This is a genomic window from Microbacterium sp. NPDC079176 (genome assembly GCF_040686675.1).
In the GTDB taxonomy this organism is placed as follows: Bacteria; Actinomycetota; Actinomycetes; order Actinomycetales; family Microbacteriaceae; genus Microbacterium.
This window is the reverse complement of sequence record NZ_JBFBLM010000001.1, coordinates 170830-186068: the sequence shown is the minus strand read 5'-3', so window position 1 is coordinate 186068 and position 15239 is coordinate 170830. Positions and strand designations below refer to the sequence as shown.

The 15239-nt window shown below is 68.3% G+C and carries 14 protein-coding genes; 10 read left to right on the top strand and 4 right to left on the bottom strand.

What is annotated here, in order from left to right:
* Nucleotides 1-114: 114 nt before the first annotated feature.
* The 4 genes from AB0P11_RS00920 (at nt 115) to AB0P11_RS00905 (ending at nt 4603) form a co-directional block, all read left to right on the top strand.
* Nucleotides 115-1287, top strand: a complete 1173-nt coding sequence (locus AB0P11_RS00920; RefSeq protein WP_363518910.1) for an ROK family transcriptional regulator — start codon at nt 115-117, stop codon at nt 1285-1287.
* Entirely contained in the window at nt 1284-2288 is a 1005-nt protein-coding gene (locus tag AB0P11_RS00915) for a Gfo/Idh/MocA family oxidoreductase (RefSeq protein ID WP_363518908.1), read from the top strand. The genes AB0P11_RS00920 and AB0P11_RS00915 overlap by 4 nt, the downstream gene beginning before the upstream one ends.
* The gene (locus AB0P11_RS00910) at nt 2285-3310 is read left to right on the top strand and encodes a Gfo/Idh/MocA family oxidoreductase (protein ID WP_363518905.1); all 1026 of its coding nucleotides are present in this window, start codon (nt 2285-2287) and stop codon (nt 3308-3310) included. Before AB0P11_RS00915 ends, AB0P11_RS00910 begins: the two co-directional genes overlap by 4 nt.
* A 291-nt stretch (nt 3311-3601) precedes the next feature.
* Nucleotides 3602-4603 carry a magnesium and cobalt transport protein CorA gene (locus tag AB0P11_RS00905; RefSeq protein ID WP_363518902.1) on the top strand — a complete coding sequence of 334 codons (1002 nt, stop codon included), beginning with the start codon at nt 3602-3604 and terminating at the stop codon, nt 4601-4603.
* A 12-nt stretch (nt 4604-4615) separates the two neighbouring features.
* Here AB0P11_RS00905 and AB0P11_RS00900 read toward each other — a convergent pair whose 3' ends face one another.
* On the bottom strand, nt 4616-5149 hold the full coding sequence (locus AB0P11_RS00900; protein WP_053098376.1) for a hypothetical protein: 534 nt from the start codon (nt 5147-5149) through the stop codon (nt 4616-4618).
* 41 nt (nt 5150-5190) lie between these two features.
* Between AB0P11_RS00900 and AB0P11_RS00895 the strand changes: the two genes are divergently transcribed.
* From AB0P11_RS00895 to AB0P11_RS00870, 6 genes are all read left to right on the top strand, one after another.
* On the top strand, nt 5191-5922 hold the full coding sequence (locus AB0P11_RS00895) for an SGNH/GDSL hydrolase family protein (protein ID WP_363518899.1): 732 nt from the start codon (nt 5191-5193) through the stop codon (nt 5920-5922).
* 96 nt (nt 5923-6018) lie between these two features.
* Nucleotides 6019-7383 (top strand): threonine/serine exporter family protein, encoded by a 1365-nt coding sequence (locus AB0P11_RS00890; protein ID WP_363518896.1) that lies wholly within the window; start codon nt 6019-6021, stop codon nt 7381-7383.
* 206 nt (nt 7384-7589) lie between these two features.
* Complete coding sequence (locus tag AB0P11_RS00885; protein ID WP_053098373.1) at nt 7590-7949, top strand: PadR family transcriptional regulator; 360 nt, start codon at nt 7590-7592, stop codon at nt 7947-7949.
* Nucleotide 7950: 1 nt separating this feature from the next.
* Nucleotides 7951-8322 carry a DUF1048 domain-containing protein gene (locus AB0P11_RS00880; protein WP_053098372.1) on the top strand — a complete coding sequence of 124 codons (372 nt, stop codon included), beginning with the start codon at nt 7951-7953 and terminating at the stop codon, nt 8320-8322.
* Nucleotides 8319-9104: an ATP-binding cassette domain-containing protein gene (locus tag AB0P11_RS00875; protein ID WP_056275960.1), complete on the top strand. Its 786-nt coding sequence runs from the start codon at nt 8319-8321 to the stop codon at nt 9102-9104. Before AB0P11_RS00880 ends, AB0P11_RS00875 begins: the two co-directional genes overlap by 4 nt.
* Complete coding sequence (locus AB0P11_RS00870; RefSeq protein ID WP_363518891.1) at nt 9101-9868, top strand: ABC transporter permease; 768 nt, start codon at nt 9101-9103, stop codon at nt 9866-9868. Before AB0P11_RS00875 ends, AB0P11_RS00870 begins: the two co-directional genes overlap by 4 nt.
* Nucleotides 9869-10063: 195 nt before the next feature.
* Here the strand turns inward: AB0P11_RS00870 and AB0P11_RS00865 are convergent, their stop codons facing one another.
* The 3 genes from AB0P11_RS00865 to AB0P11_RS00855 all read right to left on the bottom strand — a co-directional run bounded on the left by AB0P11_RS00865 (nt 10064) and on the right by AB0P11_RS00855 (nt 15226).
* The gene (locus tag AB0P11_RS00865) at nt 10064-11536 is read right to left on the bottom strand and encodes a lipase maturation factor family protein (RefSeq protein WP_363518888.1); all 1473 of its coding nucleotides are present in this window, start codon (nt 11534-11536) and stop codon (nt 10064-10066) included.
* Between the two features lie 183 nt (nt 11537-11719).
* A complete protein-coding gene (locus AB0P11_RS00860; protein WP_363518885.1) occupies nt 11720-14020 on the bottom strand; it encodes a GEVED domain-containing protein in 2301 nt (766 codons plus the stop codon).
* A 288-nt stretch (nt 14021-14308) separates the two neighbouring features.
* On the bottom strand, nt 14309-15226 hold the full coding sequence (locus tag AB0P11_RS00855; protein ID WP_053098368.1) for a glycine betaine ABC transporter substrate-binding protein: 918 nt from the start codon (nt 15224-15226) through the stop codon (nt 14309-14311).
* Nucleotides 15227-15239 lie beyond the last annotated feature (13 nt).

Below are 15239 nucleotides of genomic sequence, written 5' to 3'. Positions count from 1 at the left end.
ACTTCTCAGGCGTTCGTTACAGCCGTGTTTCCAGCACGAAAACGACTTGTCTTGATTTGAAAATGCGGTGTGCTATTTTGATCGCACCAGCGACGGCGAAAAGGAGGACCGCTCATGGTCGTGCCCAGTCAGTTGTCGATCGTCGCGCGATCGGCCCTGCACCTGAGAGACGTCGGACCCGCGACGGTGAACGAGATCTCACGATCGCTCGAGATCTCGCGCACCTCCGTCGAGAACGCGGTCGCCGTGCTCAGCGACTCCGGCCTCATCGCCGACGCGTCCGTGCAGGTCGCCGCCGGAGCCGGCCGCCCCGCCCGCCGATACTCGTTCCTCGCCGATGCGGGCACGGTCGTCGGAGTCGACATCGGCGTCGCGAGCGTGCGGGTCGTCCTCTCCGATCTCACCGGCCGCGTGATCGCCCAGCAGGGATTCCCCGGTGTCGCGGCACAGAACGACGGCGCATCCAAACTCGCCGCCGTCATCGACGACATCAGGCAGACCCTGACGAGAGCATCCGTCGCCCCCTCTCGGGTGCGTGCGATCGGGGTCTCGCTGCCCGGCCTCGTCGACGACGCGGGTCGAGTGGTCAAGTCGGTGGTGATCCCGGAATGGTCGGGTGTCGACATCGGCTCGCAGCTGCGGCACGCATTCGGGTGCCCGGTCTGCGTCGACAACGGCGTGCGCCTGGCGGCCGTCGCCGAGCATCACCTCGGCGTCGCGCAACTCGTCGACGACGTCATCTACCTCTCCGTGGGCAACCGCATCTCGATGGGGCTGATCCTCGGCGGGCGACCGAGGCGGGGCATCCACAATGCCGCGGGCGACATCGGCCGCCTGGCGTTCCGCGGACTCAACACCGAGACGGGGCAGATCTCGTGGCGCAGCGCCGAGACCGCCGCCGAGGTCTTCGCCCTCGCGCGCACCGGCGACGCCGCAGCGCAGAACGAGCTCGACTCCTTCATCGACGAGCTCGCCCACGGCATCGCGACGCTCACGATGACCGTCGATCCCGCGATGATCGTGATCGGCGGTGGGCTCTCGGCCGCGCACGAGCAGCTGCTGACTCCGCTGCGTTCCGCCCTGCCCGCCCATCTGGGCCTGCCCTTCCAGGTGCCGATCGCCGAAGCGAGGCTCGGTGCGGACGCTGCAGCGCACGGAGCCCTCGTCCACGCGTTCCAACGCAACGGCTCCGATGTCTACGGCATCCACGACATGTCCGTCCCGCCGATCACACCCCTGCCGCACGAGCACGTGGCACCCGCCGACCCCATCGAGGAGAAGAAGTGAGAACGTTGAAGGTCGGACTCATCGGAGCCGGCGGAATCTCCCGCGTTCACGCGGACGCATGGCGGGCACTCGGTTCCACCGGCTACGTGACCTCGCTGGTCGGCGCCGAGGAGATCGCCGAAGAGTATGGATTCGATGTGGTCGCCGACGTCGACGACCTCATCGATCTCGTCGACATCGTCGACATCGTCACGCCGAGCAGCACGCACGCCGACTTCGCGCTGCGGGCGATCGCCAGAGGGCGCGATGTCATCTGCGAGAAGCCCCTGGCGGCGACCGCCGACGCCGCCGAGGAGGTCGCCCGTGCGGCCGCTGCTGCGGGCGTGCGCCTCTTCCCCGCGCACGTCGTGCGCTACATGGCCGAGTATCGGGCCATCAAGGCCGGCATCGACGCGGGGCAGATCGGCACGGTGGCCGTGCAGCGCTTCAGTAGGTCGGGTTCCGCGCCACAGACGCCCTGGTTCTTCTCCGAGCGCGCGGGCGGGGGTCTCATCCGCGACCTGATGATCCATGACATCGATCAGGCCCTGTGGTTCGCGGGTCCGGTGGCATCGGTGTACGCGGTGCAGAATCCGCCGACGATCGATGACAGCGTGCCGGTGCCGGTGTCGTCGCACGTCGTGCTCACGCACCGCAGCGGCGTGATCAGCCACATCCACGGCAGCTGGGTCGCCACCGGGATGCCGTTCCGCACGAGCGTCGAGGTCGCCGGCTCAGACGGCCGATTGCGTCACGATAGTGCTGAGGAGCAGGCGCACAGAACGGATGCCGTGCTCGACACCGCCAGCACCGACTACCTGCCCCCGATGTCTGCCGAACAGAGCCCGTACTTCACCGAGATCGCCGACTTCGTCGCCGCGCTCGCCGACGGACGAGAGGCGTCTGTCACGCCGCGCGACGGGATCGAGGCGGTCGCCGTCGCCGAGGCGGCCTACGCCTCGATCGCCCTGGGCGCCCCCGTCGCGCTCGCCCCCGCCGAGGCCGAGGAGGTCATCCGATGATCGCCCTGCCGACGCTGCGGATCGCCGTGCTGTCGTTCGCCCACACCCATGCGCTCAGTTACGTGCACGCGCTGAAGACGATGCCGGGTGTCCAGCTGATCGCCACCGATCCCGACGGCACGCGCGCCCCCGACGAGGCACTGCGAGGCCCCCGTCTCGCCGCCGAGCTCGGCGTTGACTACGTGGCCGACTACGACGCGGCCTTCGCGTGGCGACCGGACGCCGTCGTCGTCGCAGCCGAGAACTCGCGGCACCGTGAGCTGGTCGAGCGCGCCGCCGCCGCCGGTGTGCACGTGCTGTGCGAGAAGCCGCTGGCAACGAGTGTCGCGGATGCCGTCGCCATGCGCGACGCGTGCGAGCGTGCCGGCGTGATGCTGATGGTCGCATATCCGGTGCGCTTCTCGCCCGTGATCCTCGGCGCCATCGCGCAGCTCCGCAGCGGGAGCCTCGGGCGGATCCTCAGCGTCACTGGCATCAACAACGGCAAGCTCCCCAAGGATCGCGCCTGGTTCACCGACCCCGAGCTCGCCGGCGGCGGCGCGCTCGTCGACCACGTCGTGCACTGCGCCGATCTTCTCGACGAGCTTCTCGACGAGCGCGCCGAGTCGGTGCGAGCGGTGAGCAACCGCATCCTGCACTCGCAGCGAGAGCTGTCGGTCGAGACCGGCGGGCTTGTGACGCTGCGCTACCCCAGCGGTGTCATCGCGACGATCGACTGCTCGTGGAGCTGGCCGATGAGTTCGCCGACCTGGGGTGGCGTCACCCTGCAGATCGTCGCCGAACGCGGCACCGTGACCGTCAGCCCCTTCGCACAGGGCGTGGCAGGGCACGACTCCCGCGGAGAGACTTGGACTCCCGTCGGGGCCGACCTCGACGCCCTGCTGCTCGAGGAGTTCGTGGCAGCGGTGCGCGACGGGCGTCAGCCGCAGCCCGACGCCGAGGTCGGCATCCGGACGGTCGAGATCGTGAAGGCCGCTCAGGAGTCGGCCGCGAACGGCGGCGAGGTCGTGGCCCTCGCCTGAGCGCACCACTCATCCGGGCGACGCGCCCGGAGGTCACCTCCAGCAGGCAGGAGTATGCTGGCACACCGGGTCACATGACCCCTTCAGAGCGCGAGAGGCGGTGATGGCGATGTCCGGTGATAGTTGCGACGCCGCCTTCGTTGCGTCGCGTCTGACGGCATCCGTGCGTTGAGCTCCGGCTCCGCACCTGCACGTCCTGCTCCGCAGCCGTCGGCGGCGTCTTCCGCCCCCTGACGAATACTGCGCACGCCCCCTCTGACCCGGCGTGCGCCTGCGAGAACGGAGCCAGCCATGGCCCTCATCGACAACGGCGTGTACGTCCACGGACGTCGCGTGGAGACCCCGAAGAACCTCGACGAGACCTACCGGTCGCTCGATGCCCACGGCGGCATCGCCTGGATCGGCCTCTACCGCCCGAGCCCTCAGGAGGTCGCCTCGGTCGCGCGCGAGTTCGACCTGCATCCGCTCGCCGTCGAGGATGCCCTCTCGGGTCACCAGCGGTCGAAGGTCGAGCGCTACGGTGACACGCTCTTCGCCGTGCTGCGCCCCGCCCGTTATCGCGACGAGCAGGAGTCGATCGAGTTCGGCGAGCTGCACCTGTTCGTCGGCCCCGACTTCGTGGTGACCATCCGGCACGCCGAGTCGCCCGACCTCGTGGGCGTGCGTCGTCGCATGGAGGCGCACCCCGACCTGCTCGCGATGGGCCCCGAGGCCGTGTTCTACGCGATCCTCGACGAGGTCGTCGACGGCTATGAGCCCATCGTCACGGGCCTGCTGAACGACATCGACGAGATCGAGGACCAGCTCTTCGGCGACAGCGACGACGACGCCCTCTCGCGGCGCATCTACGAGCTCTCGCGCGAGGTCATCAACTTCCAGCGCGCGGTGCACCCCCTCGCCGGGATGCTGGAATGGTTGCGCCGCGGATCCGAGAAGTACCGCATCGATGAAGAACTGCAGCGCTCACTCCGCGACGTGCTCGACCACGTCATCCGCGTGAACGAGCGGGTCGACTCGTTCCGCGCGATCCTCGAGAACGCCCTCACGGTGCAGTCGGCTCTCGTCGCACGCCGGCAGTCGGATGCGAGCCTCGCCCAGAACGACGAGATCAAGAAGATCTCGTCGTGGGCGGCGATCATCTTCGCGCCCACCCTCGTCGGCACGGTCTACGGCATGAACTTCGACGTCATGCCCGAGCTGCACTGGGTGCACGGCTATCCGATGGCGATCGGTGCGATGGCCGCCTTCGCGGTCGCCCTCTACGGGGTGTTCAAGTACAAGAAGTGGCTGTGACCCGCGGCGGGCTCAGCGGTCGTCGCCGCTGAGCCTGTCGAGCAGCTCGTCGAGATCGTCGAACTCCAGGACCTCGACGTCAGCGGCATCCCGGTCGCGCACCTCGATGTTCGCGACTTCGAGGTCGTCGTCGAGCTGCACCAGGATCCGCGAGTCCGGGAACTGCTTCGGCGCATCGAAGGCGATCAGCACGGCATCGGCGAACACCACCACCGAGGTGGCTTCGAGATCGTCGCGCAGGTCGACCTGCTCGATCACAGGCTCGTCGTCGACGGCCTCGTCGATGTCGTCGGCGACCTCGTCGATCACCGCCCGCCACCGGGTCTCGGACACCGACAGGATGCGGGTGATCGCCGCGATCAGCGCGTCGTCGTCGAGGGTCTCCTCGTCGTCCTCCAGCTCGGGGTCGACGTTGACGGTGACGACCGCGCCGGCGGCATCGATGGTGGCCCGCCCGTAGACGAGACCGTTCTCGGCGACCGGATCGTCGAGCAGTCCGCTGTCGACGATGCGGGCGAGGAGAGTGTCGAGCAGTGGGGAGGACATGGCACCAGTCTTCCACTCTCGCCGCCGCTAGGCTCTAGGGCGTGCCGAATGCTGACTCCGCTGCCTCCGCCGCATCCGACCTCCGCCGCATCGCGGCTTCCCTCGCGGGAGCCGAGCCGCTGAACTGGGTCATCACCGGAGACTCCATCACGCACGGCCTGCTGCACACGCAGGGCGGGCGCAGCTACTCCGAACATCTGCACGAGCTGATCCGCGGCGAGCTCGGGCGTGTGCGCGACATCGTGATCAACACCGCGATCAGCGGCAACCGGATCATCGACATCCTCGACGACTGGGACCGCCGCGTCGCGTCATGGCGACCCGATCTCGTGACGCTGATGATTGGCACGAACGATGCCTCCGACGGCGGGCCCCGTGTCGTCATCGGAGCCGACGACTACGCCAGCTCACTGCGCGAGTTCGTCGCGCGGGTCAGGGCGCTGGGGGCCATCCCCGTGCTGCAGACCCCGCCGACCATCGACACGGCGAACGCGCCCGAACGCGCCCGGATCGCGGAGTTCGCGGATGCCGTGCGCACCGTCGCGGCATCCGAGGACGTGATCCTCGTCGACCAGCACGCGCGCTTCATCGAGCTGGGCAACGGCGGTGTTCCGTGGGGGCTGATGGGCGACCCGTTCCATCCGAACGCCGCCGGTCACGCCGCGCTGGCTCTCGAACTCGCGAACGCCCTCGACATCTGCCCGCAGCCCGAGGCCGATCGCACCCTGCCGCTGCTCGAGGCGCAGGTCGCGATGGCGCGCCTGAACGGCTGATCGCGGCGGTCGCCCCGCCCGGGTGAGATCACCCCCCGCGGCGCCCCGAACCCCAATACGCTGAGCGCATTCGCAGACGACAGCGGGGGTGGCGACGTGTCTCATGTGGTGGCGACGGGCGCGGGCAAGGCCATGATGGAGCGTCGGAACGATCCGACGCACGACTACATCCTCGGGCTCACCCGCAAGGAGAGACCTCGAGTGCTGTTCGTCGGCACGGCGACGGGCGATGACGCGGCATACATCGTGAGCTTCTACGCGACGTACGACTCGGACCGCTGCGCACCGCATCATCTGCCCCTCTTCCACCGATCGATCGACGACGGCGACGACGAGGAATCGCGAGTCGCGATCCGGTCGGCGACCAACGCCTCGTTCCGCTTCGACCAGATCGCGGCCCTGTACGAGTTGATCGCGCAGGCGCGCACCGCCTCGGTGTCGCCGCTCGACGGCATCCGTCGCCTGAACGAGATCGGGGCGATGCGTCCACGGCTGGGCTGGGTCACCCGCACGTTCGGGCATGCCGTGCTGACGACCGGCTTGGCGCTGCTGCTCGCCCCCACCTGGCAGGGCGCGATCGTCGCCTTCGTACTGGGTGCGGGCATCGGGCTGCTCAAGCTCGTGCGCTCGCCCACCCTGCAGCTCGTGATGCCGATCGCCGCGGCGTTCGTGTGCGCCGCCGCGGTGTTCCTGCTCGCCGAGGTCATCGAGATCGGCGATCCGATCCGGCTGCTCATCGCCCCGCTGGTCACCTTCCTGCCCGGCGGCGTACTGACGACCGCGACCGTCGAGCTCGCGGCGGGGCAGATGATCTCGGGCGCCTCGCGTCTGATCTACGGCTTCGTGCAGCTCGCCCTGCTGGCATTCGGCATCCTGGCGGCAGGCACCGTCGTGGGTGTCGAATCGCGCTCCTACGAGCCGCTCCAGGCGGCATCCTTCCTACCGTGGTGGGTCGCGCTGATCGGCATCCCGGTGTTCGCGCTCGGCAACTATCTGCACTTCTCGGCCCCCACCTCGACATTCGGGTGGGTGCTGCTGGCGCTCGTCGTGGCGTACATCGGACAGTGGGTCGGCACCGCGCTGCTCGGCGCGACCCTGGGCGGATTCGTCGGGGCCGTGGCGATGGCACTCGTGGTGTTCTGGATCGCCTCGCTGCGCCGCGGCGTCCCGGCGCAGATCACGTTCCTTCCCGCGTTCTGGCTGCTCGTACCCGGTGCTGCAGGACTCGTCGGACTCACCGAGGCCGTCGCCACCGACAGCGGCCTCGCCGACTTCCTGGCGGCGCTGCTGTCTATCATGTCGATCGCGCTCGGAGTGCTCATCGGCACCGCGCTGTATCGGGTGGTGCACCACGGGGCCGAGCAGATCGTGCAGTTCGCCGTCGCTCCGCCCACGGTGGTGTCCGAGGCGCCGCGGCGGTTGCTCGACCGGCTGCTGCCCTGGCGGCGCGCTCGCGACTGAGCCGCGCTCGCGACTGAGCCCGGCCGCGGATCGCTCAGCCACCCGGGCGGCAGCAGCCCGCGCAGCACGAAGCGCGACCGTCAACGCGGCCACCGGGAGGCTTCCGAGAAAGTTCAGTATTCGGTGTTGCTAAGTACCGGTACTCAGTGTTACTTTGTACCGGTACCCAGCAACACTGAGTACCGAACCAACGAAAGGAGGCTCTCATGGGCAAGCAGATGACCGAGATGCTCAAGGGCACACTCGAGGGCATCGTCCTGGCACTCCTCGCCGAGCAGCCGGCTTACGGCTACGAGATCACCAGCCGCGTGCGCGACCACGGATTCACCGACATCGCCGAGGGCACGATCTACGCACTGCTGGTGCGCGTCGAGCAGAAGAAGCTCGTCGACGTCGAGAAGGTGCCGAGCGAGAAGGGACCGCCCCGCAAGGTGTACTCCCTGAACGCCGCAGGCACGCAGGAGCTCGAGGAGTTCTGGAAGACGTGGAGCTTCCTCTCCGAGCACATCGAACAGCTGAACACGAACAGCACGAACAGCACGAACACGAACAACAAGGAGAACTGACATGGCCGCCAAGTGGATCGAAGCGCTCACCGGATCGCTCGAGCAGAAGAAGCAGTACCGCGATGCGAAGAAGCGCATCGACGCCCTCCCCGAGCCGTATCGCACGGTCGCCAACGCCCAGCACCGCTACACGATGTACTACGGGGGCATCACCGACGGCGACATCCTCGTGCAGATCTTCCTCGACCTCGCCGATCTGTGGGAGCGCGCCGCCATAGACGGCACCCCGATCGACGACATCGTCGGCGACGACCCCGTCTCGTTCGCCGAGACCTACGCCGAGGCGTACGGCGGAACCCACTGGATCGACAAGGAGCGCGCCCGCCTCGTCACGGCGGTCGACGACGCGAAGAAGAAGGAGTCACGATCATGAACGCACCAGCGATCGCCGTTCGCGGCATCGAGAAGTCCTACAAGGACCTCCACGTGCTGCGAGGCGTCGACTTCGAGGTCGAGAAAGGGACGATCTTCGCCCTCCTCGGCTCGAACGGCGCCGGCAAGACGACGATGGTCCGCATCCTCTCGACGCTGCTGAAGTCGGATGCCGGCGCAGCCACCGTGCAGGGGATCGACGTGGCCGCCGACCCCCTCGGCGTCCGTCAGCGCATCAGCCTCACCGGTCAGTTCGCCGCAGTGGACGAGATCCTCACCGGACGCGAGAACCTCGTGCTCGTCGCCCAGCTGCGCCACCTGCCCGACCCCGGAACGGTGGCCGACGAACTGCTCGCGACGTTCCGGCTGACGGATGCCGGGGGCCGCAAGGTCGGCACCTACTCCGGCGGTATGCGCCGCCGACTCGACATCGCGATGAGCCTCGTCGGGAATCCCGAGGTGATCTACCTCGACGAGCCGACCACCGGTCTCGACCCCGAGGCCCGCATCGAGGTGTGGGACGTGGTGAAGAAGCTCGCGAACACCGGCACCACCGTGCTGCTCACCACGCAGTACCTCGATGAGGCCGAGCAGCTGGCCGACCGCATCGCGATCCTGCACGAGGGTCGGATCATCGCCAACGGCACCCTCGCCGACCTCAAGCGGCTGCTGCCCGCGGCGAAGGTCGAGTACGTCGAGAAGCAGCCCACCCTCGAGGAGATCTTCCTCACTCTCATCGGACCGAAGTCGGGTTCGACCACCGGAAAGGAGAACGCAGCATGAGCACGCACTTCGCCGCCGATACGGCGACACTCACCGGCCGCTCGATGCGGCACATCTTCCGCAGCCCCGACACGATCATCACGACGGCGGTCACCCCGATCACCCTGATGCTGCTGTTCGTCTACGTCTTCGGCGGGGCTCTGCAGACGAGCACCGGGGTCGACAACTACGTGAACTACCTGCTTCCGGGCATCCTGCTGATCGCGATCGCGTCCGGCATCGCCTACACGGCGTTCCGGCTCTTCACCGACATGCAGAGCGGCATCTTCGAGCGCTTCCACTCCATGCCGATCGCCCGATCGAGCGTGCTGTGGGCGCACGTGCTCACATCACTCACCGCGAACGCCATCACCCTCGCGATCATCTTCGCGGTCGGGTTCGTGATGGGATTCCGCACCGGGGCGAGCGTCTGGGCCTGGCTCGCCGTCATCGGCATCCTGATGCTGTTCACCCTGGCGCTCACGTGGCTCGCGATCATCGCGGGGCTCAACGCCAAGACGGTCGACGGGGCGAGCGCGTTCTCGTATCCGCTGATCTTCCTGCCGTTCATCAGCTCGGCCTTCGTGCCGACCGACACGATGCCGGGTCCGGTGCAGTGGTTCGCCGAGAACCAGCCGGTCACCTCGATCGTCGACACCATCCAGGCGCTGTTCGCCGAGCAGCCGGTCGGCACCGACATCTGGGTCGCTCTCGCCTGGTGCGTCGGCATCCTGGTCGTCGCCTACGTGTTCGCGATCATCTCGTACCGCAAGAAGGTCAGTTGAACGTCTGCAGTGAGACGGAACGCTCCGTCCGGGCCCCGCGCCCGGCCGGGGCGTTTCGCCGCGCTCGGCGTCGGCTTCATGCGGGAGGAGATCTGCGATTCGGAGGGTGAGTCTCGGCAATGTGCCCTCCCGATCGCAGATCTCCTCCGGAACGATGGTGGGGGATGCCGGGCGCCGGACGCCGGGCGCCGCGGCCTACCGCAGCCCGAGGGGACCGAGCACGACGGACTGGCGCGTGCGCACCCACACCCCGGCGCCGTCGCGCCGTTCGGCCCGCGTCGCGAAGCGGTAGCGGTATGACACGGCGCGCACCCACCGCGGCGGCTCACCGTCGAACGGGTCGGACCGCAGCAGAGCGAGCGTCGGAGCATCGGCCTCGAGCAGTCGCAGCAGGAAGACCGTGAACCAGTCGTCGAGCGAACGGCCGAGCGGCAGGAACCACATCAGCCAGTCGAGGCGCAGGTGGTACGGCGCGAACTGCCGGGGGATGCGTCGCACGTCGCCCGGCTTTCCCTTGAACTCGTACTCGCGCCACAGCAGACCGTCGTCGTCGACCGATCCCTCGACGACGATCTCGACCCGCTGCTTCGTGACCGTGCCGAACGCTCCGTAGGCGTTGCCGATCTGCCACCGGTTGAAGCTCGCGTTCATCAGCTGCCGCCGCGCGAACAGGTTGCGCAGGGCGGGCCCGCTCAGCGCCACGACGAGCACGCCCACGGCCGCCGTGAGCACGAACCAGTACAGCGGGATGCCGGGCCACAGCGTGTCGTCCATCGCATCGTCGCGCGGTGCCGCGCCCACCCCCGGCAGTCCGATCGCCGAGAAGGCGATCACGATCGTCACCCAGTTCAGCCAGGCGAAGTTGCCTGTCGCGACGAGCCACACCTGGGTCGCGATCATGATCGTCGCGGCCACCGCCCCGACGATCTGGGGCACGGGACCGGGAATCCAGACCGACAGCAGCGGAGCGAACACGAAGAAGGGCACGACGAGCTGCGCGACGTGGTTGCCGACGACCTCGGCGCGATGGAACCACCGTGGCAGCAGATGGGCCTGCCTGCTGAGCGGCCCCGGCATGGGCTGCGTCTCGTGGTGGTACATCAGCGCCGTGAGGTCACGCCACTCCCGCCCGCCGCGGATCTTGATCATGCCGGCACCGAACTCGACACGGAACAGCAGCCACCAGAACAGCACGATCACGACGGTCGGCGGAGGCTGATCGTTCGAACCGAGGAAGGCTGCCAGGAACCCCGCCTCGAGCAGCAGCATCTCCCAGCCGAACGAATAGAAGGTCTGACCGATGCTGACCACCGACATGTATCCGAGCCAGAGCGCGAGGAAGCACAGCATCGGCACCCACGGCGGACCCCACTGCGGGATGCCGACGACCAGTGCCGCGGACACGACGATCCCTGCCCCGCACAGCAGCGCGAGCCTGCGGTCGGAGTACCGGATGCGGAGGAAGAGGGTCGGATGCAGCATCCGCCGCCGTGACTCCTTGTGCCCGATCCAGTCGAGCAGCGCCGGTGCCGGCAGCAGCCCGTGCTCGCCGAGCAGCGGTCGGAACTGGTTCAGAGTCGAGATGAACGCGACGAGATAGAGCGCCGCGACGCCCCGTTGCAGGACCTCGCGGGCGAACCCGAAGTCGACCGCCGCGAACCCGTCCACGGCCACAGGCTAACCCCGGGTGCGACAGGTCGAAGAGGGGGTTGCGCGTGCCGGGTGGCGCCGTGTCGCGGGTCGCTGTGTCACGAGACGATCGGGAGGAGAACGGCGATCGGGAGGAGGATCCACCGGGGACCTCCCTCCCGAGTGCAGATCTCCTCCCGATCGCAGACGACTCGACCCGGGTCAGCTGACGGCGTCGAGCACTTCCTCGCGACGCCCACGCCGTGCGCGACGGATCTCCAGCGCGACCACGCCCGCGATCGCGAGCGCGATCAGCAGACCTCCGGTGAGCGTGAAGCCGTGCGTCCCCGTTCCGCCCGCGGCCGGCAGCTCGAACACCGGCACGTCCCGCACCGACACCGTGCTGCCGGCGAGGGTGACCTGCGGACTCGACTGCCCGTCGGCGATCGACAGCACACCGGCCGCCGACACGATGATCTTCACCGGCTCGGCGAGGAGTGAGAACCCTTCCGGCGCCGTCGTCTCTTCGAGCCAGTACGTGCCAGGGCGCAGGCCAGCGGCGGTGAACAGCCCGACCTCGGCCCCGGCGATCAGCCCGGGAGTCACCGGCGCACCGGGAACCCCCGCGGCGTCGGCGAGCAGCCGGAAGCCCGACCCGTCCATCCGCACCCAGTCGCCGTTGACGTCTTCGCCGAGCTTCTCGACGATGAGCGAGGCCAGCACCTCACGCGTGGTCGCGTGGGCCGGATCGGTGTCCGTCACCCGAGCCCCGCCCGACGCCGGCTGCCCTGAGGCGGTCGCCGTGTTCTTGTGCAGCACGCCGCCCGTGGTCGGGGCGGGGTAGGTCGCGGTGAACACGACTGACTCCCCCGGATCGAGCGTGCCGTCCCACGCGCCGACGGGAAGGATCGAGGCGGCCGCGATGACGTCATCCGCGAGCTGCACGGCGGTCAGCACGACATTGCCCGTGTTCGTGACCCGGAACTCGAACGTCATCGCCGATCCGGCGTCGACGGCGACTCCCGGGGCGGTGTTCGCGTCGTCGCCGTTCACGAGCTTGACGACCTCGATCGCGGGTGCCGCCGCGGCGAGGGTGAGGATGTAGTCCTCGACCTCACCGGACTGCGAGATGCCTCGCGGGTCAGCCACTTCCGCAGCGGTGAACGATGTGCGCAGACGCAGGTACGTGTCACCCACGACGGCCGTGCCCGGCACCGTCCACGCGAGGTTCACCGAGGTCGCACCGGCGAGGAATGCGGCCTGCACCCGCTCGGTCGCATCGAAGATGCCGTTCTTGTTGAAGTCGATCCATCCGGCGACCGTGCCGGGCGACGTGGTGCCCGACAGCGGGATCGGCAGCGAGTACGCGGTGCCGCGGATCGCGCGCGGAGCCCGGATGCCGTCGGCGATCGCGTCATCCGTGTCGAGCGAGGCTCCTGCACCGGCGTTCGGCGAGAGCGTCGGCTTGGCCGTCGCGTCGGCATCCGACGTGATGCCCGCACCGAGGCGCAGCGGCCCCTGGACGTGCACCGCGGCCTGAGCGGCGTCGTAGCTGCTCGGCGCGTCGCCCATGTCCTCGTGCAGCCGGATCGAGAGCCGGATCAGGTCACCGAGGCTCTTGCCCGGGTCGTAGGTGTTGTACCCGTTCGCCCAGCCACCCGCCGCCGGCGCCCGCTGGATGTGCGTGCCGAGATTCATGGTGACCGTCTGGAAGGTGCCCTTCAGCACGACGGAGCCGCAGCCGGCGAGCGCCGTGCTGGTCATCGTCCGCCCAGCCAGCTCGGCCGCAGTGGGGAGCATGGTGTTGCACCGCGAGCTGCTCGTCTTCGTCGCAGCGGTGAGCGTGGTGGGGGTGACGCTGAGGTTCTGCGCGCCGGCGATCGGAGAGAAGGTCACTCCGGGTGTCACGATGTCCATCTGCATGGCGATCCAGCCCGCGGCTGTGCGGTCACCATCGGCATCCGTCTTCATCGTGAATCCGTTGCCGGTGATGATCTCGCAGAACGTGTCGGCTGTATTGCGCTCCTCGACGCACTGGGCGTAGCCGCCGAGACCGGAGATGTCGATGATCGGATCCGTGACCGCGCGGCTGAATGCCACGGTGAGGGTGCCGTTCTTGTTCGCGCAGTAGCCGGAGAAGTCCAGGCCGTCGCACATGCCGGCGCCGGCCTCGAGTCCTACCGTCGGCGTGGTCGCGACGTCCAGGCCGGGCGCGAACATGGCGTTGGTCGCGCCGTATCCGTTGTGCGGCGTGGTCGCCAGGAACTGCACGCCGGCCGAGCCCGACTTCGTGGTCGCCGGGTTCACCGTCAGTGTGGCCGTGACTCCGCCGCGGTAGTTCATGGTCGCGCTCGTCGCGGTGCGCGTCGTGCTCAGCGCTTCCTCGATGGCCTCTGCCGGCTGCTGCGTCATCGGCAGCCCGCCGGCGAGCAGGATCGCGCCCATGAGCGCGACTCCGAGGATCGTTCGGAGGCGACGGCGCCCTCGGGGTACGCGTGCGGATGCCGGTGCGGGTGCTGTCATGAGGTCCTCGAATCACAGGGACATCTCGCAGGAGTTCCGGGATCCGAGCAACGGACCGATGCGCATGGCAATCAGCCCCGGCGAAGCATGTCTGGGGTGTCGTCGATCTTTCGACGGCACTCACAAGACGTGGGGCTCGCGACATCGTGACGGGGGTGCATGGCCGCTGTTTCGGTACATCAATACACCCGCCCAGACACAGCGATGGGCGGAGGATCCGTGACAGATCCTCCGCCCATCGGAGGGGAGTCCACCCGCGTGAGGACGGACTCGTTCCCGTGAGTCAGGTCAGCTGACGACCCAGTCGAACTGGTCGCCGTTCTCCTCGAGCCACGCGTCGATGGCATCCGCTTCCTTGCCCTCGCCGTACTCGTTCACGACCATGTCCTCGAGCGAACCGTACTGCTCGTCGTCGAGCTTGATCTGCTCGATCAGCTCGGCGGCCTCGGGGAACTCCTCCGCGAAGCCCTTCGTGCCGAGGAAGTGCAGGGCCTCGGACTCGCCCATCGCACCCTTGGGGTCTTCGAGGTCCTTCACGGGGAAGGCGTCGTTGGCCCAGAACGGACGCCACAGCGTCACGACGATGTCCTCCTGCTTGTCGGTCGCCGACTTCAGCTCGGTGAGCATCGCCGCGGTCGACGAGGTGACGAGCTCGTACTCGCCGTCGAGACCGTACTCCGGCATCATCTTCTGGGTCTGCGCGGTGAGGCCGGCACCCGGCTCGATGCCGTAGATCTTGCCGTCGAGCTCTGCGCCCTTGCCCGCGAGGTCCTCGATCGAGTTCAGGTCGGAGTACTCCGGAACCGCGAGGGTCAGCTTCGCGTTGTCGTAGTACGCGCCGAGGTCCTCGATGTCGTCGCCGTACGTCTCCATGTACTCGGCGTGGGTCAGCTCGGGCCAGGCCGACGGGTACATGTCGACATCGCCCTGCGCCAGGCCGGTGTACAGCGGACCCGCCTCGGTCAGCGTCTTCATCTCGACCGTGTAGCCGATCTTCTCGAGCTGGTCCTGCAGCAGGTATGCGGTGCTGAGTCCGTCGGTCCACGAGGGCAGGAACCCGAGGGTGATCGTGCCCTTGTCGCCCGAACCGGACTCGCTGCCGCCGGTGTCTCCGCCGGTTCCGCCCATGCCGTCACCGCTGCAGCCGGCGAGGGTCAGTGTCGCTGCGGCGCCGATCGCCGCGATGGTCAGGATCTTCTTCTTCATGTGTATGTCTCTC

Bases quoted from the DNA above. Each gene is read 5' to 3' on its own strand.
- AB0P11_RS00860 (WP_363518885.1), bottom strand. From the start codon at position 14,020: ATGACAGCACCCGCACCGGCATCCGCACGCGTACCCCGAGGGCGCCGT.
- AB0P11_RS00875 (WP_056275960.1), top strand. From the start codon at position 8,319: ATGAACGCACCAGCGATCGCCGTTCGCGGCATCGAGAAGTCCTACAAG.
- AB0P11_RS00855 (WP_053098368.1), bottom strand. From the start codon at position 15,226: ATGAAGAAGAAGATCCTGACCATCGCGGCGATCGGCGCCGCAGCGACA.
- AB0P11_RS00920 (WP_363518910.1), top strand. From the start codon at position 115: ATGGTCGTGCCCAGTCAGTTGTCGATCGTCGCGCGATCGGCCCTGCAC.
- AB0P11_RS00900 (WP_053098376.1), bottom strand. From the start codon at position 5,149: ATGTCCTCCCCACTGCTCGACACTCTCCTCGCCCGCATCGTCGACAGC.
- AB0P11_RS00880 (WP_053098372.1), top strand. From the start codon at position 7,951: ATGGCCGCCAAGTGGATCGAAGCGCTCACCGGATCGCTCGAGCAGAAG.
- AB0P11_RS00885 (WP_053098373.1), top strand. From the start codon at position 7,590: ATGGGCAAGCAGATGACCGAGATGCTCAAGGGCACACTCGAGGGCATC.
- AB0P11_RS00870 (WP_363518891.1), top strand. From the start codon at position 9,101: ATGAGCACGCACTTCGCCGCCGATACGGCGACACTCACCGGCCGCTCG.
- AB0P11_RS00910 (WP_363518905.1), top strand. From the start codon at position 2,285: ATGATCGCCCTGCCGACGCTGCGGATCGCCGTGCTGTCGTTCGCCCAC.
- AB0P11_RS00905 (WP_363518902.1), top strand. From the start codon at position 3,602: ATGGCCCTCATCGACAACGGCGTGTACGTCCACGGACGTCGCGTGGAG.